At 34.2% G+C, this 21,239-nt stretch carries 18 protein-coding genes and 1 pseudogene; 8 read left to right on the forward strand and 11 right to left on the reverse strand.

Annotation, left to right across the window (positions count from 1 at the left end; genetic code table 11):
• Positions 1 to 203: 203 nt before the first annotated feature.
• From WS44_RS00745 to WS44_RS00760, 4 genes and pseudogenes are all read left to right on the forward strand, one after another.
• Positions 204 to 1,403: an MFS transporter gene (locus WS44_RS00745; protein WP_046432537.1), complete on the forward strand. Its 1,200-nt coding sequence runs from the start codon at positions 204 to 206 to the stop codon at positions 1,401 to 1,403.
• 161 nt (positions 1,404 to 1,564) lie between these two features.
• Positions 1,565 to 1,999: a LytTR family DNA-binding domain-containing protein gene (locus WS44_RS00750; protein WP_022087326.1), complete on the forward strand. Its 435-nt coding sequence runs from the start codon at positions 1,565 to 1,567 to the stop codon at positions 1,997 to 1,999.
• Positions 1,996 to 2,430 (forward strand): DUF3021 domain-containing protein, encoded by a 435-nt coding sequence (locus WS44_RS00755; RefSeq protein WP_013438024.1) that lies wholly within the window; start codon positions 1,996 to 1,998, stop codon positions 2,428 to 2,430. Before WS44_RS00750 ends, WS44_RS00755 begins: the two co-directional genes overlap by 4 nt.
• Positions 2,431 to 2,435: 5 nt before the next feature.
• Positions 2,436 to 3,187 (forward strand): annotated as a pseudogene (locus WS44_RS00760) (ABC transporter ATP-binding protein); the annotation flags it as partial.
• Between the two features lie 92 nt (positions 3,188 to 3,279).
• Here WS44_RS00760 and WS44_RS00765 read toward each other — a convergent pair.
• The gene (locus tag WS44_RS00765; protein WP_046432595.1) at positions 3,280 to 4,128 is read right to left on the reverse strand and encodes an alpha/beta hydrolase; all 849 of its coding nucleotides are present in this window, start codon (positions 4,126 to 4,128) and stop codon (positions 3,280 to 3,282) included.
• Between the two features lie 572 nt (positions 4,129 to 4,700).
• Here WS44_RS00765 and WS44_RS00770 point away from each other — a divergent pair.
• Positions 4,701 to 5,849 carry a GH25 family lysozyme gene (locus WS44_RS00770; RefSeq protein WP_013438026.1) on the forward strand — a complete coding sequence of 383 codons (1,149 nt, stop codon included), beginning with the start codon at positions 4,701 to 4,703 and terminating at the stop codon, positions 5,847 to 5,849.
• Positions 5,850 to 5,962: 113 nt separating this feature from the next.
• Entirely contained in the window at positions 5,963 to 6,571 is a 609-nt protein-coding gene (locus WS44_RS00775) for a DUF5052 family protein (RefSeq protein ID WP_022087321.1), read from the forward strand.
• Positions 6,572 to 6,697: 126 nt separating this feature from the next.
• Here the strand turns inward: WS44_RS00775 and WS44_RS00780 are convergent, their stop codons facing one another.
• Positions 6,698 to 7,153 carry a hypothetical protein gene (locus WS44_RS00780; RefSeq protein WP_013438028.1) on the reverse strand — a complete coding sequence of 152 codons (456 nt, stop codon included), beginning with the start codon at positions 7,151 to 7,153 and terminating at the stop codon, positions 6,698 to 6,700.
• A 435-nt stretch (positions 7,154 to 7,588) separates the two neighbouring features.
• On the opposite strand from WS44_RS00780, the gene xerS reads away from it, so the two are divergent.
• The gene (gene xerS / locus WS44_RS00785; protein WP_013438029.1) at positions 7,589 to 8,662 is read left to right on the forward strand and encodes a tyrosine recombinase XerS; all 1,074 of its coding nucleotides are present in this window, start codon (positions 7,589 to 7,591) and stop codon (positions 8,660 to 8,662) included.
• A gap of 185 nt (positions 8,663 to 8,847) precedes the next feature.
• Here xerS and WS44_RS00790 read toward each other — a convergent pair whose 3' ends face one another.
• On the reverse strand, positions 8,848 to 9,729 hold the full coding sequence (locus tag WS44_RS00790; RefSeq protein ID WP_046432543.1) for a DegV family protein: 882 nt from the start codon (positions 9,727 to 9,729) through the stop codon (positions 8,848 to 8,850).
• Between the two features lie 68 nt (positions 9,730 to 9,797).
• Positions 9,798 to 10,214 carry a winged helix-turn-helix transcriptional regulator gene (locus WS44_RS00795; protein ID WP_014565894.1) on the reverse strand — a complete coding sequence of 139 codons (417 nt, stop codon included), beginning with the start codon at positions 10,212 to 10,214 and terminating at the stop codon, positions 9,798 to 9,800.
• Positions 10,215 to 10,491: 277 nt separating this feature from the next.
• On the opposite strand from WS44_RS00795, the gene WS44_RS00800 reads away from it, so the two are divergent.
• Positions 10,492 to 12,186: an NFACT RNA binding domain-containing protein gene (locus WS44_RS00800; RefSeq protein ID WP_046432547.1), complete on the forward strand. Its 1,695-nt coding sequence runs from the start codon at positions 10,492 to 10,494 to the stop codon at positions 12,184 to 12,186.
• Between the two features lie 75 nt (positions 12,187 to 12,261).
• On the opposite strand, the gene WS44_RS00805 is transcribed toward WS44_RS00800, so the two are convergent.
• The 7 genes from WS44_RS00805 to WS44_RS00835 all read right to left on the reverse strand — a co-directional run bounded on the left by WS44_RS00805 (position 12,262) and on the right by WS44_RS00835 (position 21,239).
• Positions 12,262 to 15,453 carry a carbamoyl phosphate synthase large subunit gene (locus WS44_RS00805; RefSeq protein WP_046432550.1) on the reverse strand — a complete coding sequence of 1,064 codons (3,192 nt, stop codon included), beginning with the start codon at positions 15,451 to 15,453 and terminating at the stop codon, positions 12,262 to 12,264.
• A 3-nt stretch (positions 15,454 to 15,456) separates the two neighbouring features.
• Positions 15,457 to 16,512 (reverse strand): carbamoyl phosphate synthase small subunit, encoded by a 1,056-nt coding sequence (locus tag WS44_RS00810; protein ID WP_046432553.1) that lies wholly within the window; start codon positions 16,510 to 16,512, stop codon positions 15,457 to 15,459.
• Positions 16,513 to 16,516: 4 nt separating this feature from the next.
• A complete protein-coding gene (locus tag WS44_RS00815) occupies positions 16,517 to 17,425 on the reverse strand; it encodes an RluA family pseudouridine synthase (protein ID WP_013438035.1) in 909 nt (302 codons plus the stop codon).
• Complete coding sequence (gene lspA, locus WS44_RS00820) at positions 17,418 to 17,882, reverse strand: signal peptidase II (RefSeq protein WP_013438036.1); 465 nt, start codon at positions 17,880 to 17,882, stop codon at positions 17,418 to 17,420. The genes WS44_RS00815 and lspA overlap by 8 nt, the downstream gene beginning before the upstream one ends.
• 2 nt (positions 17,883 to 17,884) lie before the next feature.
• On the reverse strand, positions 17,885 to 19,561 hold the full coding sequence (locus WS44_RS00825) for a formate--tetrahydrofolate ligase (protein WP_022087316.1): 1,677 nt from the start codon (positions 19,559 to 19,561) through the stop codon (positions 17,885 to 17,887).
• Positions 19,562 to 19,565: 4 nt separating this feature from the next.
• A complete protein-coding gene (locus tag WS44_RS00830) occupies positions 19,566 to 19,895 on the reverse strand; it encodes a hypothetical protein (RefSeq protein ID WP_181989499.1) in 330 nt (109 codons plus the stop codon).
• A 111-nt stretch (positions 19,896 to 20,006) separates the two neighbouring features.
• Positions 20,007 to 21,239, reverse strand: a complete 1,233-nt coding sequence (locus WS44_RS00835) for a metallophosphoesterase (RefSeq protein WP_046432556.1) — start codon at positions 21,237 to 21,239, stop codon at positions 20,007 to 20,009.

Raw genomic sequence — 21,239 nt, forward strand, 5'->3', positions numbered from 1 at the left:
TAAACAGGAGATGTATTCTAAGTATTTCTTCATAAAAGCTTAGGTTTAAGCTTACGGTTAAACTACTTTCTTTTAACCGTTAAGCGCTACTTACAGCTCAGCCCCAAATTCTGAAGGTTTGGTTAACTACAATTGAATAGATAACTTTTCCCTGACTTTCAGAAATACTTGTTTTGTCACAGTATTATTAAAGGAATGGGAAAATGTTTAAAAGTATAAGCAGATTATTAATTGGACGTATAGCTACTAATATCGCAGATTCGTTATTCTACATAACTATTTTGTGGTACTTTAAGATTATTTTTCATTCACCAATGATTCTGTCATTGGTTTTTATTGCAGATTCGACTATCGATATGTGTGCATTCATATTTGGCCCATTGATCGATAGAGTCTACATTAAAAACTTACTTAAATATGTAACAGTTGGTCAAATCATTTTAAGCATAGTTGCTTCAATCTTATTTCATTTTAAAAACTGGAAAACATTAACATTGGTTCTATTGCTACTAACATATATACTGTCTACCATTGGATCAACTTTAATTTATCCAGCTGAAGAAAAGATCTTGCCATCTATAGTCAATAAAAATAAATTAACTAAGGTTAATAGCTTATTTCAAGTAACTTATCGAATTTTAGATTTATTTCTTGATGCGTTGGCTACGGTGATAGTGACTTATTTTTCATTTAATAAGGCAATGGTCATCAGTGCTTTCGTTTTTACTATTGCTCTTGGCTTTTATGCAAAATTATATCTACCAAGAAACTTAATAGTATCTGAAAAAGATCATGACTACTTCACCGGTAAATATTTACAATATTTGCTTAAAGGATGGTATGTATTAAAAAATGAAGGGAGAATCTTACTTTTAATCATCCCTCTTGCAGTAACTAACTTATTCTACGGTATTGCATCAGTAGGGATGCCATATTTTTCGAGTCAATATCTAACTAAATCAGCAATCAGTTACGGTGGATTGGAACTCTTTTCTTCTATTGGTGGTTTACTAGGCAGTCTAATTGTTAGTAAGATTGATACTTTAAAACCAAACTTAGAACAACTAATTGTTATTTGTTTGGGATTAGCTGGAATTTCTGTAGTTTTGGAGGCTCTTGTTGCTAACTACATCCCTTGGCTAATACTTATCTTTGCGCTTAGCAGTGCCTTTTGGATTAGCATTATGAATATTAATTTTGAAGTGCTAATCCAAGAAAGCTTTAGTCCACGCATACTTGGTAGAATTGAGACAATTAATAGTAGCATTATTAACTGTATGATTACTATTGACTCTTTTCTAGGTGGATTGATCGTCCAACATTTTGGAGCCGGTATTGCGATCCTCTCACAAGGCTTAGCCGAGGTACTCACAGCTATATTTTATTTAATATACTTAAGATAATAAAAGAGATTGACACATCCCTAATTGGAGATTGTCAATCTCTTTTTTCTATTGGAACAATGAAAATAAACCATTCACCGAGTTATTACTACCGTTTACCGAAATTAGCTAGATTGGTAACAATAAACATGTATACTGTTAAACAACGAGGAGGAAAATTAATGAAAGTTAAGCTAAATATTAATTCAAATTTAAACGAAGAAAAAGCTGAATTTTGGATAAAAAAGATGACTACCAAAATTGAACAAATTACCAAAGAGTTAAATTCTAAACAAGATTTTCTTTGGTGTTATCAAGATAGGGATGCCTTTCAAGTCAAGTATAGTGATATTTTCTTAATTCAAGTGGAAAATGAAAAAACACAAATTTACACCCAATCTGATAAGTATATCTTTAAGGAACGCTTATATCAGATTGAGAAGAATTTACCCAGCGATTTTATTATGGCTTCCAGAAGCGCCATTATTAATTATCGTAAATTAGATCATCTAAAAATGTTAGAAAACGGCAACATTGATGCAATTCTAGAGAATAAGATTGATGTTCAAATCTCTCGCAGAAAAATAAAAAGCTTAAAGGAGAAACTAGGCTTATGAAACGTTTAAAAACTCTCTTACACAGTGGACTAATTGGTATTAGTATTGGCATGATTTGTTTGGCTGTAAATGTATTGCTTTCACTTAATAATCAACGTATTGGCATAGAGAAAGCCCAGTTATCATTTATATCTTTTCTTATTTGGCTTGTTGTTTCATTCTTAATTGGACTTTCTTTCAATCTGAGTAGTTGGATTTTTGATAATGATAAGTGGTCATTAAGAGAACAAATTATAATTAACTTCTTTGTCTGTTTTGTCGCTTGGATTCTATTTTATTTCTTACTTAATGATCTCAGTTACACATGGCAGTCCTTTGGAATAGCAGTACTTAATTTCGTTGTTGTATATGTAATTGCTTATGGAAGATACCTTTACAACTTATGGCTTGACATTAAACATATCAACGAGCAGTTGAAAAAGAAAGGATGATCAATATGTCTAATCTTTTAACAGTTAAAAACATTTTCAAAACATACCAAAAAGCAGTTTCTAATGTTTCTTTCGAAGTGAACAGTGGCGATATTGTTGCCTTTTTAGGTCCAAATGGTGCTGGTAAAACTTCAACTCTAAAAATGATTTTAAATTTAATTATTCCAGATCAGGGACAAATATTCTTTCAAGGTCAAGATGTTACCCATAAAAATCTGCCTCTTCTTAAAAATACCGGTGTCCTACTAGAAGGCTCCAAAAACATGTTTTGGTCCCTATCACCCATAGAAAACTTTATTTATTGGGGTGGTCAAAGAGGTCTTAACAAGAAAGAAGCGACAGAAAAAGGCTTGTTTTTATTAAAAAGATTTAATTTACTTGTAAAAAAGATACAGTTATTACCAAACTAAGTCGTGGGATGCAGCAAATTATTGGTATCTGTTGTGCCATGATTGCGCATCCCCAGCTATTGATTCTAGATGAACCAACTTTAGGACTTGATCTAGTTTCAACTAAGATTATGACTAATATGTTAAAGCAATTAGCTTCTCATGGAATTGGTATTTTAGTTACCACTCACCAGTTAGATTTTGCACAAAAAGTAGCTAATAAAATTCTTCTAATCAATCATGGTCAGCTTGTTTTCTCAGGCAATGTTAAAGCAAGTCTTGCTAGATTGAATCAAAGAACGGTATTTGAAGTTCAGTTTTCACGCAAAATTACAACTGCTGAGAAAGAAAAAGTCATGTCCTATTGCATAGTTGGCATTTAGATATTGAATTTTAATAATAGAAATTATTAAAAGCATCCTTGAATAAGATTCATTCTCATCCAGGGATGCTTTTTTATCTACTTATTCCACAAAAACATAATCAGCGCTTTATCAACTTGAGCATTTTCATGTAGTCTCGAATGCCGCGCATTCTTACCTGTAAATTTCATCACGCGATAACTCTTAGCACGATTGCCAATAATATATTTCAAAGATAATGATGAAACGTTAGGCACTGTCCCATCAGTTTTACCGCCAATATCACCGATAATGTTTAACACTTTAACCTGATTTTTAGGATAAATCGATCTTAATTTCGCCATTTGTCTATAAGTTGCATTTATTTTATTAGGCTTGCCGTTTTTATCAAGCTTTAAATTTTGGGGTTGTCGAATATCCTCTGGAACTTCGAAATTCAATCCGGCAAAATGTCCAGCCATATTTACTATTTTATTAAGGCGTGGCATACCCTTCTTGTTTACATTATTCAACATGTAATACATGATAGAAATATTACCTAAAGAATGTCCCACCATATTAATTGATCTAATCTTATAGTTCTTCTGTAAAGCCTTAACCACATTCGTTGCATAAATGCCATGCTTTTTGAAATCTAGTTGACGATTATTTTGATAATTTACCTCACAGATTGGATTTTTAGCATTCTTCTTCCATTTTCCAATTAGTGTAACCTGTCCATTATCAGCAACTTCAGTTCTTATAACTGAGTCAGTTACGCCTGCATTTTCTGCAGCTTTTACCATATGTTCTTCCGCATGGTAAGATGAGCCGCCACCATGGAAAAATAAAGTTGCACTTCCCTTAATAGGAATTTTTTGAGCACTCGCTTGTTGATTCAAACAAGCAGAAATACAAAGTGACAGAATAAGAACTAATAGAGAAATGATTATGCGATTTCTTTTCATCTTTTTACCTAAAAAATTCATCCCCGGATTTAAATTATTCAAATTTAATTTTATTTGATCTTTCTGATCTATTGCTTACTATACCGAGCAATTGGCCTAATTTCTTTATTCCATTTTCACTATAAGTAATAATAATTAATTGTTGCTGATTTATTTTCCAGAAAGAACTAAAACAACAATAAGAATACTGAAAATGACATTCAACACCTTAGGTTTCTTACCAACTTTTTCATCACTATTTGAAGGAGTTAGTGCGGTTAGATCTAATTGCTTCCGTATTTGGCTACCAGGATATAACTGATGCTGCTGGACTAACTGAGCCTCTTTTATAATTGTTCGCCTCTATTCTTGCAAGCGCTTTTTCACTTAAATTCTATCCCCCTGAAAATAAAAGTAAACATTTATCTCAGTTTGATTGCAAAATATTTCTATACTATTACTAATTCATTAATAATCGATCTCGAATATTGCCTTTTAGTACTTACCAATGTAGTCTATAATATATAAAATTTAGATATATTAAGTGAGAGATATAAATGTTAACTCTCTCCACTAATTATGGAGGAATTAATTTGATTAAAAAGAAAACTATCGTTAAATTGGCCTGCGCTACTATGTTAATGAACACCGGTATGACCATTATCCCTAGTTTTATTTCAACTTCTCAAGTGCAAGCTTCCACCACTTCTGTAGCTGCAAAGGCTTTAGGAATTGATGTAGCAAGCTACCAAAGTGCTGATCTATCCGCTCATGCAAAGGCTGGTTCACAATTTGCCATCGTTAAAGTAAGTGAAGGTACCAGCTATCGCAACCCTAAAGGTGCTAGTCAAATCAAGTCAGCAATTGCTAACGACATGATGCCAATGGGTTACCACTTTGCGACCTTTAGTTCTAATGCATCCCTGGCCAAGAAAGAAGCTCAATACGCAATTTCTTCTGCTAAGGCATTAGGTTTACCTAAGGGCTCATACCTTGCTTGTGACTACGAAACTGGTCAAGGGAATATCATTACTAATGGTAAAAGCGTCACTGCTAAAGCAATCCTTGCCTTCATGGATGAAATCAAGGCCGCTGGTTATCAACCACTTCTTTACGCTAGTTCATCAGTTTTACAAAACAACATTAATACCCCATCTATCGTAAAGAAATATCCTAACTCATTATGGGTTGCGGCATATGCAATCTCAGGTCGTGTAGATAAGCCTAACTTTAAGTACTTCCCTTCAATGGATGGTGTCGCAATTTGGCAATACACAGACAACTGGAAAGGCATGTCAACTGATGGTAACGTAGCTATATTGCCACTATCCATCTCTGGCGCTGCTGTTTCTCAGGCACCAACCAACCCTAACACTAAACATACAGGCACTGTAATGTACAAAGCCTACGTTTACAAACAAAACGGAGAACGTACTGGTGATAGTTACAAGGCCTACAGCTCTATCACTTATTATGGTGGTAAAACTAAGCTCAAGAATGGTAAAAGCGCAATCAGAGTTGGCGAAAACAGATATGTTTTAGCAAGCAACGTTTTAGGTAACTCACGTACCTTTAAGCAAGACGCTGAAGTTTACCAAGGAGACGGTAGTTTAAACAGTAGCTGGAAGACTTACAAGAAAGGTTCCCCAGTTAAGACATACGGCCCTAAGCATTCTATTAACGGTGAAGACTACTACAGAGTTGGTAAAGACGCTTACGTTAAGGCTGAAGTGTTCAAATAATAAATACGCCAAAAATAAACTAGGAATATAAACCTAGTTTATTTTTGGCATCTTTTATTAATGATAAAATTATAGTATTAAAAGTATTGTGTTTTAGAATTTGGAGAAGAATTATGAAATTAAGGAAAAAGCTAGGTATGATATTCGGTATAGGAATATTGGCCTTAACCCTATCTTCCTGCAGCAATATTGCCAACTGGGAATTATCAATGCGTTCAAAGATTGGTGCTTTGCCTTTAACTGTATCAACCTATGATTCAAATGGACAAAAGATTGATCAGATTAAGGCAAAATCCGTCAATATTCATACCGACAAGAAGATGTCGCAGAAAGACGATAAAGGTAATGAGGGCTCTAGCGTGATTGACGTTGATTACGGACATAATAGAATGATTCATGTAGGTTCTACTTTAATCGCATATGAAGGCCTTAAAAACTATCAGGACGTCTTTAGCAAGCATACTAATATCAATGATCAAAATCATGCTGTACCAATCTTGAATACCATGTATCAAAACTTTAAAAACGATTGGTCTGGCGATTCTAAGGTTGTCATGATTAGAAGTCAATTAGGGATGCCAGTTGCAGTCTTTGCTGGTAAAAAAGTATCAATTCATAAGAGCGATATGAAGAAATCAACTCAATTTGTAATTGACGGTCATCGTCTATTCGTTTATCGCGCAGATTACACTGTTTACCCTGTAGCCAGTCTTAAGAAATAGGACTTAACATAATTAAAAATATAAAAACCATGTAGTGTATCTTGACTACATGGTTTTTATATTATTTGTTCTCCAAGCATTTATTAATAAAAAAAGAGCAAGATATACTTACTCTTTTAACTAATCTTATTCATTAACTAAAGTATTAAATGATTCGTTGGTTTCTACAATGTCACCCATTAATTGGTTAACCCAATTATTAAGTTTATCATTATCATAGTTTTCAAGGCCGCCTTCAGTATCACCGATATCAGCAATACCATTGTTAAAGTCGACCATTTCTGTAATTAACTTTTCTGCAAAAGCTTTAGTTGAACCTGCGAAATTATTTGCAAAGTTGTTAACATCGCCATAAGCATCAGTGATATCGCTAAAAGCTTCAACAGTCTTACCAAATGTATCATTCAAATTATTAATATCTTCTTGAGTTGGAACTGTTAATTCTTCATCCTCATTATTAAGTTGTTCGTCCAAACGCACACCAATATCGTTTAAAACTAAATGTCCATCATATAGACGATTCAGCAACTTAATACCACTAGGATTTCTTGCTTGAAAGTTTACTTCAATTTCTTCTGTCATAATTTTCATCTCACTTATAGTTTTTTCTTTATTGTACAATTTTTAAATAAAAATTACCATTTTATGCTTGATCATTAAGAGCAAACAGCTTAGAATATGCTATTGAAAGCTGTATTGTACTATACAACCTTCAAACTATTTACAGTATTGCGTAATTTGCTACAGGCAAGTTAACCATATTGGAATAGCTAATCAATGTTTGCCACAACTGGCATGCTAAGATAGCGTTGCTGGTATCCCAGTTGTGGTAAAATGATTTCCTGATTTGCCTTTTTTTATAAATAATGCTTTATGATGATTACTAAAGATAATTGTTGTCGGTATTAGGAATAAAGAAGTTGAATTAGTGTTTAAAAACACCTATCTGATTAGATAGGTGTTTTTATTTTTATGATATAATTTTTAATGAAACATTTGTTTGCAAAGGAGTAACTTATGGAAACTGCTAAATATCTTGAACGAATTCAAATTGAATTAGATAAAATGCCAGACTATGTTAAACAGTACAATCTTGGCACCAATCATTCATTAACTACTACTTATCAATATTTAACGGAAATTCGTCGCTTCTTAAGTTGGCTGCGTAAAGAAGGTATCTCTAATGCTCCTGATAATAAACACGTTACAACGGATACATTAGCCTTATTACGGCGCAATGATGTAATGCTCTATATAGATTACTTAGGCCATACTAAAAACAAACAAGGTCATTTAAATTCCCCAACTACGATTAATCGTTCAATCAACGCATTAAGGTCCCTCTTTAAGTTTTTAACGATTACTGCTGATAACAACAATGGGATGCCCTATTTTGATCGTAATGTGATGCTTAAAATTAATTCTTTGAATGATACTAAGACACTTAACTATCGTGCTCACGTATTAGCATCGCATATGTACACTGGAAATCTAAAATTTGAATTTCTAAAGTTCATCGATCATGATTACGAAAATAAATGCAATAAGCAGGCCAAGCCTGGATTCAAAATGAATAAAGAAAGAGACATGGCTATTATTGCTTTAATCTTAGGCACTGGCATACGTGTTTCTGAATGCGCCGGCGTGGATTTACAAGATCTTAATTTAAAAGATGCTGTTTTAGACGTAACACGTAAAGGTGGGCAAAAAGATAGTGTGCCTATTGCGGAATGGACCTTAGACTATATCCAAAAATATAAGAATATTCGAATGAAGCGCTATTCTGCTGATCAAAAAGAAACAGCTTTTTTCTTAACTAGATGGCACAATCAAACTAGAAGAATCACTACAAATGCCATTGAAAAAATGGTCAATAAATATTCTGCTGCATTTGGTCACCCGCTTACGCCACATAAATTACGTCATACTTTAGCTTCAGAGTTATATGAAGTAACCAAAGACCAAGTATTAGTGGCTCAGCAACTGGGGCAAAAAGGAACTACAGCGACAGACTTATATACACATGTTGATCAAAAAGTGCAAAGAGCTGCGTTAAATAAGATCTCTGATGAAGATTTGAAACATAAGTAGTGATAATATATTTGTTATTGTAAAATATCAATATTTAACTAAGCAATAACATTTAGGTTATTGCTTTTGCAAAAGACGCTGATAACAAGATTATTATTATGAGTAATGAACTAGCAATTATATTTTTATTATTACCTATAGATACAAAAAAGGAGTGAAGAGACAAATCTTCACTCCTTTTGCATTTAATTATTTAAGTCTAATTTATCAATATCTACCATCCAGGCAATGGCAATTGACTTCTCACCCAAGTGAGTTGCAATTACTGGACTAAACTCTGCTACGTCAACAGGTTTGTCAGGGAAATTATCAATTATGAATTGTTTAATTTCTTCTGCTTGCTTTAGATCGTTTGAATGGAATACAAACAGACGAAGCTTATCCTTATATGGTAAGTCTGCTGTTTTCTTTAATGCAAGCTTCTCTACTTTAGATACAGCACGTTTTAAAGATCTAATCTTATCAAATGCAACAATTTTTCCTTCATCATTAAAGGTCAACAAAGGCTTAATTTGAAGCATTGTACCAATAAACGCACTTGCATTGCTTAATCGTCCACCACGACTAAGATTCTTCAAATCATCAACAACGAATAATTCGTCAATGGTTTCTCTAATTTCATCAAGCTTCTTTAGAATGGCTTCTGGTTCCATACCATTCTTGATCATTCTTGCAGCAGCTAATACCAAATAGCCTTGCAATCTTACAGTCATCTTAGAATCATATGGATACAAGTTATATTCAGGATTATTATGTGCCATGTTAACTAGGTTTGGGTAAAATCCTGAAATTCCGCTTGATAATGCAATAGCAATGATTGCTTCATAGCCTTCACTATGCAACTTATTGCATAGTCCAATCATTTCACCCATGCTAGGTTGCGAAGTTTTTGGAAAAGCAGCACCTTGTCTTTGTATTTCAAAAAGTTGTGCGGAGGTAATATTTACGCCTTCCAAGTATTCCTTATCGCCGACAATTACAGGGATAGGTACTACGGTTATATTATTATCGCTAACTTCTTGTTTGGTTAAGACACTAGTACTGTCAGTAACTAATGCAATTTTCAATTTATTAACCCTTCCCATTTATTAAATTCAATGCTTAATTATAGCATAAAAGCATTGAATTACGCACCCTATTCTGTCTTTTCAAGGGATGCAGATGTTTGGGCAATTTCATTTAATTGCTTGATAAATAAAGTTGAGGCATCTTGATCAAGATAGACAAACAAGCTCTTTTCTATTTCAGCAAGCACGTCTTTTAACTCTTTTACCTTTTTTATTCCTTCATCATTAAGACTAACAATTTTGCTAGAGTCTTTTTCTGAGCGCGCGATCTTTATATAATTTTGCGTCTTTTTTTGTTGTAATTGACGACTCAAAGTAGACAAAGAAATATTTAAAGCTTCAGCTAGTTTTCCCATTGCCAAAGCTTGATTATGAGTTTCATCAAAATACAATAGAATTCTTGTTTGTGAAATATTTAAGCCACATTTGTGATTTATTTCCTTTTTAATTTGATCTGCGATCGTACTAAAAAATAATACATCCATATATATGTCCTTTTTCCAAAAAGTAGTGTTTGCTATAGTTGTATTTTATCATTTAATGGGTACTTTGATAATACTATTTGAGAACAAACTTTCAGATTCCAGCTTTAAGCACTGTGTGAAACAATGTGCTATTAATTTTATTTTAATATTCGTGAAACATCTAATACATAAGTTTATACTTATGTATTAGATTTGATTAATGCTAGGCTGGAACAGTAATATTTTAGAAATAGCTAAATTACTGTTATAATATTAGATGTATTTTGAGGTGATATATATGGCATTTGATGGATTATTTATCCATAGTTTATTACAAGACTTGACTCCTACCCTAGTAGACAGTCGCTTATCAAAAATTTATCAACCATTTGATCAAGACCTAGTTTTAATTTTCAGAAAAAATAGAAAGAATTATCAATTCTTAATTTCAGCTAATGCACAATATCCAAGAATGTATTTAACTGATCAATCAATTGCTAATCCAGATAAAGCTCCTATTTTTGTAATGGTGCTGAGAAAGTACTTAGAAGGTTCAGTTTTACAATCTATCGAGCAAGTAGGTTTAAATCGTATCGTGAACTTCCATTTTAGCAATCGAAATGAACTTGGTGACCAAGTAAAACTTGTTCTTTCAGTTGAATTAATGGGTCGACACAGTAATGTCATTCTTTATGATCAACAAAACAATCATATTATCGACTTATTGAAGCGAATCAATCCGGATGAAAACAGAGCTCGCATTCTTTTGCCAAAAGCAAAATATGAATTACCTCCTCTAAAGCCGGGCTTAAATGGACTAACTTTATCTGAAAATGAATTCAAGCAATTGAGTTCCAAATACCAACCTGATGAGTTGGCTAAACAAATGGATGGTTTAGATCGAGACGATCGCAATGAATTAATTGGCTATCTTGAAGATGATTACAGCTATTCATCCTTTAAGACGTTTTTTGATCAATTCAATAATCCACGTGCTTTTGTTTTAAAAACTCCTAGAAACAAGAGAAAGATTTTTTGTTATCTTCCTTATCATTTGGATCTTGAAAAAGAAAGTTCTAATCCTGATCTAAATAAAGGACTAGATGACTTTTACGAATATCAAGCAACGCGTGATTGGGTAAAGCAACGTGCCAGTCAGGTAGAACAAGTTGTCAAAAACGAGCAAAAGAAGCTAAGTAAAAAAGTCAAAAAATTAGAGAAGCAACTCGATTTAGCTGAAAACTCTGAAGGCTACCGAATCAAAGGTGAAATCTTAAATGCAAACTTGTCTCAAGTCAAACCTGGAATGACCAAAATATCATTACCTAACTACTATGAGAACAATGTACCAATAGAGATCAAACTTGATCCCGCCCTTTCCCCTGCTCGTAATGCTCAAAAATACTTTACTCGTTATAAGAAATTAAGAGATTCCATTAAGCACGTTAATGAGCAGATCAAAATTGCCAAAGGAAATTTGCGCTACTTTGATTCTATTCAAACAGCAATTGATAATGCTGATCCACAAGATATCGATCAAATTAATGACGAATTAATCAATCAAGGCTATATCCGTAAACAAAAGAAAAACAAGCGTCGCAAGAAGATTACTGAACATAATTTGAATGAGTTTAAACTCTCATCAGGTAAGCACGTCTTAGTTGGTAAGAACAACTACCAAAATGATTGGTTAACTTTAAAGAAGGCTAACAAGTCTGATTACTGGTTCCATGTTAAAAACATGCCTGGTTCTCACGTAATCTTGCGTGATGATCAACCAACTGACCAAGATATTAAGGAAGCAGCAGAAATTGCGGCTTTCTTCTCCAAAGGAAAAGATTCAGCCCATGTCCAAGTCGATTATGTTCAAGATAAACGGGTCAAGAAGCCAAACGGTGCTAAACCTGGTTTTGTAATTTATACAGGTCAAAATTCGATCGAGGTTACTCCTCATGAAGATGAGATAATGGCTAAGAAAGTCGAGAAAAAATAAAAAGGACATGCTTAAAAGCATATCCTTCAACATATAAGCAAGATCTAGATAGATCTTGCTTTTTTATTATTCAAATTAAATTGGTTGAGTTGTTAAAGCTAAGGACTCTAAAACATCCAAAATCAATTCTGCTGTTTCGATACTAGAAAAGACTGGAATATGTGTGTTCAAAGCTTGATCTCTAATTCGTAACGCATCTTCGCTTGCTGCATCAGATAAATTAGTAATATTGACAACCATTACAATTTTATGTTGGCGAATCTTATCCAGCAACTTACGTGGATCATCATGAACTTTTTCAACTACTCCAGTTGTAATACCGGCTTCCGCAAACATGTTAGCAGTACCTTCAGTTGCAATCAGCTTGAAGCCCAGTCTATCAAATCTGCGTGCCAGCTTAGTAACTCTCTCCTTATCCTCATCTCTAACAGAAATAAAGATAGTACCATAACTAGGAATATGTAAATCACTTGCTTCATATCCCTTATACAAAGCTTTAGCCAAATGAGTGTCTCGACCCATTACGGAACCGGAAGATTTCATATTTGAATCAAAAGTATTACCACTACTATAGTTCAAAAATGAAAAGACAGGCATTTTAATATGAATAAAATCGCTGGTCTTCCATAACCCATTTGGATAACCCATCTCATTTAAGTTTTTGCCGATTAAAACTTCTGTTGCGCATGCAGTAATATCTTTATTTAAAGACTTGGACAAAAATGCCACGTTATGTCCTGCGTAAGGCTTAATCTGCAATAAATATAAATTATCCCCTACAAATAAGTAGTGCAAATTGAAAATTCCTCGTGTTTTCATTTGCTTGATTAACTTGATAGATTCTTTTTCAATCTTATCTTGTTGCTCAAGGGATAAATTCTGTGGCTTAATAACTGCAATAGAATCTGACGCATGTGAACCTGTCTGTTCCAAGTGTTCAATAATACCCGGAAGCGTGACATTTTCACCATCTGAAATTGCAGTTACTTCATATTTATTTCCTTCAATGAAACGAGAAACTAAAATCTTATCAAGCTGATTTTCGTTTAAATACTTTTCAATCGCAGGAACATCATAGACAACAGCAGATTTTTGCTTGATTTCTTTGTTCATTCCACCAATTAAGATTGGAAAGCCATATTCATTTGCAAAGGCAAACACATCATCTGGATTGTCTGTATTTAATGATGGAACTCGTTTTAAATTAGCAATCTCTTGATTCAATAAATTAGCAATCTTATCACGAGGATCAGAAGCTGGATCTTGACCAATTACATGTAAGCCACATTCTTCTAATTTTTTACTTAATACGCTTATTCTTTTACCAGAAAACTGCAACAAGACATCAGTGATTTTTTCTTTTCTAGTAATAGTCAAAATGTTCTCTAGCGTGATTGATTCAAAATAAACTCGATCTACATCTTTATTTCTTGAAGAAACAGATTCATCATTGTTAGAAAGTAATACTGTAACATAGCCATTCTTATGTAAAGTTTTTGCGGCATGAGCAATCATATAGTCGAATTCACTGGTAACTGAAACTTGTAACGGCAACATTCCCAAAATTAGAATCTTTTTCTTAGCATCCAAGGCATGAGCTTCGTTTTGAACATTATAAGCACTGTAGTAGGCACATACATTGGGCTTATAAACACCTGCTGAGCCATCGATCTTAAGGAAAGATGGTTTCAGATTAAAGCGATCGATTATTCGATGAATATCATCTACAGAGCGATCCAAAATCTTAGCTAACAATGGATTGAAAAAGCCATATACCTTAGCTTCTTCAATTAAATCCGTAGAAAGACGATCCTTATTTTCGTAAAGCCTTTGACCTATTTCAATAATATGCAGTAACTTTTGATAATAAATGGGATGCAAGTGCGTAATCTCTTGCAATTTTGCATACGGAATGCCTTGATTAATTGCAGCAAGCAGATTGATTAAATGCAATTCGTTGGGATGCATAATGTCATCCATTATCTCATCACTAGATTTATGAATCTCTTTAATAAATGCATTCCAACCAAGCTCTAGATTGATCGTGGCATCAATTGCCTTTAAAAAGGCAGTTTCAAAATTGCGACCAACACCCATTGCTTCCCCACTGGCTTGCATTCGGTTGCTTAACTCATAATGGTTATAACCAGATTCCGCAAATGACCAATATGGCATCTTTATTGCGACAGCATCAAGCGTTGGTTCAATTGCCGCATTCAAGCCGGATAAAGGATCAGTAATTTCATTTAACCGATAACCGATAGCCACTTTACTTACGATATAACCAACATCATATAATCCAATTCGTTGTGCCCAAACTGAACTACGTGTTAAACGAGGACGAATAGTTAATAATTTAGACTTGATTTGAGTACCATGATGCTTTATCGCAAAATGAAAACTAGCAAAGCCTACTAAATCTAACTTATCAGTAATTCTTTTGATTTCTTCACGCAATTCTTGAATATGATCGTTATTCAAGGTTAATGAAGGCATTACTACAGCCGAGTCACCCGAATTAATAGCAACTGATTCAACCGATCCGGCAAAATTGATAAACACTAAATTGCCGTCTTTATCTCGAATGACATCGACAATTATTTTTTCCCATGCGGAAAGATCTTCAATTAAGCGATAGTTCTTCCAAGTAAAGTTGTCGTTTTGACTCTCGTTCTTAAAGTAAGCAATCAATGCTACAGGATCTTTGAATCTGAGATGTTCATTATGAACAAAACGATTATATTTTGTTACTAAAACTGGAAAGGCAATTCTTTGCTTTAACTCTTCCGGAGTAATATTTAGATTATCCGGAATTCTTTGATTTAATTCCCAAGACTTACTGGTTTTGACCCCTAATTTTTCTAGGAAATCGGTTCTCTTCTGTTGATCACCCATTTGCAGAGTTTTGGAATTTAGAGTCAATAATTGGATCCCCATTTGTTTCAAAATGCCATCTTGCAATAATTTATGAGCAGCCTTTAGTCCATTAGTTGAACCATAAGCCGTAATGATGGCATCGGGTTCTTCCATTCTTAAAATTCGCTTTAAGAAATCCAAAGTCATTGGCTCAAGGTAAACAGTAACGTCTGGTCTTTTATCAGTAGAAATAGTAGCTGGATTAGGATTAACTAAAACAACTTGAATGCCTTCTTCCGTGAGTGCATCAATTGCTTCAGTTGCCATAAGGTCCATTTCGGCTACACTTCCAATTAAAGTAGGTCCTGAGCCGATAATTAATACTTTATCTAAGTCGTTTTCTAATGGCATAATCTACTCCATCATTTGTACAAAATAATCAAAAATTTCATCTGCATCATGAGTTCCTGGTGCACCTTCAGGATTGAAAGCAGTGGCAATCAGTTTATCTTTAGTATTCCAAAAGCCGGCCATTAATTCACTGTGAAGGTCAAAGTACTCACGATTCATGTTCATTTTAATACTATCAGGTAAAACCAATTGATCAATATTCATTGAAGTTTGCCAAATAGTATTAGTATTTTGTTCAATTACCGGATAATTGATTCCATTAAATTCTTGCGGTAGATCCACTAATTCAAAATCCAAATAATCACTTAGTGCTAAGAAACCTAATCCAATACCTAAGATTGGATATTTACCATAGAATTTATCCAAAATTGAACTAAGCTGATTGATAGCCTCGTCAGGCTTACCTGGTCCATTCGAAATAATAATTCCTTCAGGTCTTAGGTTTTCAATATTGGCAGCACTAACGTTATAAGGTAAAACAGTAGCGTTTACTTTTCTTAAGGACAAAGCCCTTAACATTGAGTGCTTTAGTCCCAAATCAATTACCGCCACAGTTTTACCTACGTTGGGGGATGCATAAGCATTTTTAGTTGAGACCATAGCCGATTTATTTTTAGGTAACACCAATGCCTTAATTTGATCAAAAGCGTGTTCATCATTGGTATCCATAATAGAAGCTTTAATTGTTCCTTCTTCCATCAGACGATGAACTAATGCACGAGTATCTACCTTAAAAATAGCTGGGATCTTCTTCTCCTTTAAAAATGAACTCAAATCTTCAAAGTTTTCACTATCAGAAATGTTTAAGGCAATATCATTGGCAATAATTCCTTTGACGGTTGGATCAATACTTTCATAGTCGATAGCGTTAATCCCATTATTACCAATCATAGGAGAAGTAAATACTAAAATTTTTCCAGCATTAGTGGGATCGGTTAAGGCTTCTTGGTAACCAAAATTGGTAGTTTGAATTGCCAATTCACCGGTAGAAATAATATTGGCGCCTATCCCCTCACCTGGGAAAGAACTGCCATCTTCCAAAATCAAATAACGCTTCATTTTATCACTTGTTTTTTTCTAATTGAGCTAATGTTTCTTGAAAAATCTGAGGTGGTTCGACAGAAAATTCCATCCATTTACCAGTTCTAGGATGTTTAAAGCCTAAAACTTTGGCATGTAAAAATTGACCGTTACCTTTTAACGTTTTTCTTGGTCCATATAATGGATCACCTGCCACTGCGTGACCAATATAGTCAAGATGCACTCTAATTTGATGAGTACGTCCTGTCTCAAGTTGACATTCGATTAAACTATATCCTTTAAACTGCTTTAAAACCTTAAAGTGGGTAATTGCCTTCTTACCTCTTTCAACAACGGCCATCTTCTTACGATCATATGGATTACGACCAATTGGTGCATCAATGGTCCCATTTTCTTCACTAAAATTGCCATGAACAATTGCCCAATAAATTCGTTTGTTAGTTTTATGGGCTAATTGATCCTCTAATGATTCACGAGCCTTGGCATTTTTAGCAATCATCAAAAGACCAGAAGTATCTTTATCGATTCTATGGACAATTCCAGGTCTAAACCCTTCAGGAGATTTCGCTAAATCTTTTGTATGATACAAAAGTGCATTAACCAATGTATGATCTGAATGACCTGGTGCGGGATGCACTACCATGCCCTGAGGTTTATTAACCACAATCACATCGTCATCTTCATAAACAATATCAAGTGGGATATCTTCGGGAACAACATCCAATGGTTTTACCGCTGGAACATTAACTTCAATTTGATCCCCTGCTTGTACCTTATAGGAAACTTTCTCCTTCTTTTGGTTGACTAGGATATTGTCATCTTGAATCAATTCTTTAACTCTGGTTCTTGATAAATCTGGTATCTGTTCTGAAACAAATTTATCTAAACGACCATGTTCATCTTTTACTTCAAGTAGATATTTTTTAGGCATTCTCGTCTTCCTTATCTGCAAAAACAATTAAGTAAATGAAAATAATGATCACGCCTACAGTAATCGCACTGTCTGCAATATTAAAAATATTGAAGTGAATGAAGTCTAATTGAAGCATATCAATCACATATTTCAAGTGAATTCTATCGATAAAATTACCAATGATTCCACCTAAAACTAAGGATAAACCAACATCAAACAATGCGTTCTTATATTTCTTATTGAAAAGGAAATACAAGCAAACAGCAATTGCGACAACACTAATGAAATAAAAGAGCCACATTTGACCCGTCAAAATATTCCAAGCAGCACCATTATTTTGCAAGTAATTAAAGGAAAGGATGCCTGGAATAACTTGATGAACTTCACCTATTGTGTAATTAGCTACAATATAACTTTTTAGCCCTTGATCGGCTAAAATTACGAATAACGAAATTAATAAATATAAAAACTGCATTTTTAGAACAATCCGCCGATTTTACCATTATTGTCTACATCGATATCAAGAGCTGCTGGATGTTTAGGCAAACCTGGCATATCTAATACATGACCTGTAGTAACTACGATAAAGCGTGCACCGTTTTTCAAGCTTACACCTTTAACATGTAAATTAAAATCTGTTGGTGCACCCAACTTTTTCTTATCATCACTAAATGAATATTGCGTCTTGGCAATGATGACAGGAAGCTTGTCCTTACCTAAATCATGCAAAGCTTGAATTTGTTTTTTAGCTTTTTCTGAGTATTCAACTCCTGTAGCATGATAAATCTTAGTAGCTACCTTTTTGATCTTTGTCTTAACGTCATCATCATCGTCATAAGTTGGGGTTAAGTCTGCTTTACCTGAATCTGCTAAAGCTACAACTTCTTCAGCTGCTTTCACGCCACCTTTTGAACCATCATCATGATAGTTAACAACTTCTGCTTTAATACCTTGCTCTTCAACAAGTTCCTTTAAGAGATTTAATTCTGATTCAGTATCAGTATCAAAGTGATTAATTAAAACCATGACTGGAACATTATATGAACGCATATTATTCATGTGGCGTTCCAAATTCTTAAAGCCTTCTTTTAATGCATCTAAGTTTTCTTCGTCTAAGTGATCAGTTGAACCTAGAACTTGATATTTAAGTGCACGTACTGTGGCTACAACAACGGCAGCATCAGGCTTTTTATCTAAGTGCTTGGAAACAAAATCCATAAACTTTTGTCCACCTAAGTCACTACCAAATCCTGCTTCAGTTAAAACGTAATCGCTTAAGTGCATTGCCAAGTTAGTAGCAATTACAGAGTTGGCACCATGAGCAATATTAGCAAATGGTCCGCCATGCACCAAGGCTGGAGTATGTTCAAGAGTTTGAACCAAGTTTGGCTTTAAAGCATTAGATAAAAGAGCTGCAATTGCTCCTTGGAAACCAAGTTGTTTTACGTAAACTGGTTGATCATCCTTGGTATATCCAACAAGCATATCGCCTATTCTTGCTTTAAGATCATCAATATCATTTGCCAAACACAAAATAGCCATTAATTCATTAGCTACAGTAATTGCAAAACTAGATTGGTGTTCAACTCCATTAAATTTGGAGCCTTCACCAACAGTAATTTTTCTCAAAGCACGGTCGTTAACATCAAGACCACGTTTTAACAAGATACGATCAGGATCAATATCAAGGCTATTGTCTTGGTAAATATAGTTATCAACTAAGGCAGCTAAAGTATCGATTGCGGCAGTTAAGGCATGCATGTCACCAGTAAAATGCAAATTGATGTCTTCCATTGGAATAATTTGCGCCATACCACCACCAGTAGCACCACCTTTAAGACCAAAAACAGGACCCATTGAAGGTTCACGCAATGCAATCATCGTATTTTTATGTAATTGATTCTTGATAGCGTCTCCTAAGCCAATAGTGATTGTAGATTTTCCTTCTCCTGCTGGAGTTGGAGAAATAGAAGTTACCAAAATCAACTTACCTAAGTGTTTATTTTGGCGAATTCGATTGATTGCTGACCAACTGATCTTAGCCTTATCGTAACCGTATGGTTCAAGATCTTCTTTCTTTAAATCAACCTCAGCAGCAATTTCATTGATTGGTAATTCATTTGTTTCTTGTGCGATTTCAATATCTGACTTCATTAAGTTAACTCTTCTTTCTTGAAATTACTAAAATAGAATAGTTTTGAACTTCGCCCTTTAACTGATAAATTTGAAAAATACGCCACTGAGCACGTAAAGTAGGCTGGTTGACCTTCATTTTTGTACGATATGGCAATTTCAAGATAAATTGATCATTGCTTTTAGCTACATAAGAAAATACCCATGTATAAATCAGTAAGATTGTAAAAATAATTCCAACTACTATTCCAGAAATACTGATTGCCTTATTCCCCTCATAGCCAAGAATCATAGCTATAAAAAGAATAATTAAGAGCCATGAATAATAAATTATTCCAGCAAGCCCTAAAAATATCAAATGCTGTTTAGATTTTAAAATTTAGATCACGCCCTGTTTATCATTTATTCTTATTGTAACAAATATAGCTAAAATAAGAGAGTATGTTTTAAAACATACTCTCTTTATTTAATATCTGATTTTTACTTGCAAATTAGTGTGGTCACTAGTGTCATACAAGGTTTCCAAATAAAGTCGAAACTCCGGATGGTGTTTAATCAGGGTTTGATATGCCTCCGATGAATGAATTTTATTTAACTCACTGACTTTTAGGTGATTATGTCCATTAAAGAAGTGGTAGTTCATCCAACCGAATAATTTTCCCATCTCTCGAACCAAATCTATATCATCATGATACTTATTCAATTCGCTTTGCATCATATCTGCGGAAATACTTCCCAGTTGCAAGTTTTTTAAATACTTATGGAAATGCACCAAAGTATAATCTTGTTTTTCTTTTTCAGTCAGGTACCGCGTCATATCAAAGTTTCTTCTAATATAAGTAATATGACGAGAATGCACACGCACTACTCCGTATCCTTGGTCGTTAGAACAAAAACTAGAAGTGCCAATTTCGGTTGTTGGCGTCGTGCCTTGAGGCCCCATAATATTTTGCGCATGAATATGTCCTGAAAAAGCCAGTTTGACATTATATCTTGCACAAAGACGACGTAATTCAATTGCATCATCAACTACATAACCTTTGTTTACTGCTGGATTGTGGGCATACAGATTATGGTGCATGAAAAGAATAGGGCGCAAGTCATGCTCCTGCGCATAACGAAATTGCTTTTCTATCCACTTTAACTGCTGTTTACCAATCATTCCATGAGTATGAGGAGCTTCCGTTGTCTCTTCTCTGCCATAAATATTAGAATCAGCTAACACTAAGAAATATTGTGGATTTAATTGAACACTGTATGCCAAAGAGCTGTCATCTTCATCGGTAGCTTCACGATATGATTTATCGAAAATCGAACGCCAGAACATAGGACTAATTTCACCGGCATAAAATTGCTTTTTACCACGAAACTCTCTAGCCCAACCGTCAAAAACATCGTGATTACCAGGTAAAACTAAAACCTTGGTCTTTTTTAATGGTTTAAAAATCTCTGCAAATCTTTCTGCGGAAACTCTTTCCCCGTTAAAAGTTAAATCACCTGTCACAATTATTGCAGCAGGATTCTTTCTTTGAGCCATACGCATAAAAGCAGATAGAGCCGTTTCTTGATAGTAGAGATCCTTACCTTGACTCGTTTTTTGCATACGAGAGAAAGCTTGACCTTCATCATGCAAACTATCCGCAATCAAATGGGTATCTGAAATTACCCAAAATTCTGTGTTCAGATCTTTCGTAATCAT

Origin of the sequence: Lactobacillus sp. N54.MGS-719 (assembly GCF_000980505.1) — a bacterium.
GTDB classification, from domain to species: domain Bacteria; phylum Bacillota; class Bacilli; order Lactobacillales; family Lactobacillaceae; genus Lactobacillus; species Lactobacillus amylovorus.

Coding starts and splice junctions, on each gene's coding strand:
- WS44_RS00745 (WP_046432537.1), top strand. CDS start 204: ATGTTTAAAAGTATAAGCAGATTATTAATTGGACGTATAGCTACTAAT.
- WS44_RS00750 (WP_022087326.1), top strand. CDS start 1,565: ATGAAAGTTAAGCTAAATATTAATTCAAATTTAAACGAAGAAAAAGCT.
- WS44_RS00755 (WP_013438024.1), top strand. CDS start 1,996: ATGAAACGTTTAAAAACTCTCTTACACAGTGGACTAATTGGTATTAGT.
- WS44_RS00765 (WP_046432595.1), bottom strand. CDS start 4,128: ATGAAAAGAAATCGCATAATCATTTCTCTATTAGTTCTTATTCTGTCA.
- WS44_RS00775 (WP_022087321.1), top strand. CDS start 5,963: ATGAAATTAAGGAAAAAGCTAGGTATGATATTCGGTATAGGAATATTG.
- WS44_RS00780 (WP_013438028.1), bottom strand. CDS start 7,153: ATGACAGAAGAAATTGAAGTAAACTTTCAAGCAAGAAATCCTAGTGGT.
- xerS (WP_013438029.1), top strand. CDS start 7,589: ATGGAAACTGCTAAATATCTTGAACGAATTCAAATTGAATTAGATAAA.
- WS44_RS00795 (WP_014565894.1), bottom strand. CDS start 10,214: ATGGATGTATTATTTTTTAGTACGATCGCAGATCAAATTAAAAAGGAA.
- WS44_RS00800 (WP_046432547.1), top strand. CDS start 10,492: ATGGCATTTGATGGATTATTTATCCATAGTTTATTACAAGACTTGACT.
- WS44_RS00805 (WP_046432550.1), bottom strand. CDS start 15,453: ATGCCATTAGAAAACGACTTAGATAAAGTATTAATTATCGGCTCAGGA.
- WS44_RS00810 (WP_046432553.1), bottom strand. CDS start 16,512: ATGAAGCGTTATTTGATTTTGGAAGATGGCAGTTCTTTCCCAGGTGAG.
- WS44_RS00815 (WP_013438035.1), bottom strand. CDS start 17,425: ATGCCTAAAAAATATCTACTTGAAGTAAAAGATGAACATGGTCGTTTA.
- lspA (WP_013438036.1), bottom strand. CDS start 17,882: ATGCAGTTTTTATATTTATTAATTTCGTTATTCGTAATTTTAGCCGAT.
- WS44_RS00825 (WP_022087316.1), bottom strand. CDS start 19,561: ATGAAGTCAGATATTGAAATCGCACAAGAAACAAATGAATTACCAATC.
- WS44_RS00835 (WP_046432556.1), bottom strand. CDS start 21,239: ATGATTACGAAAGATCTGAACACAGAATTTTGGGTAATTTCAGATACC.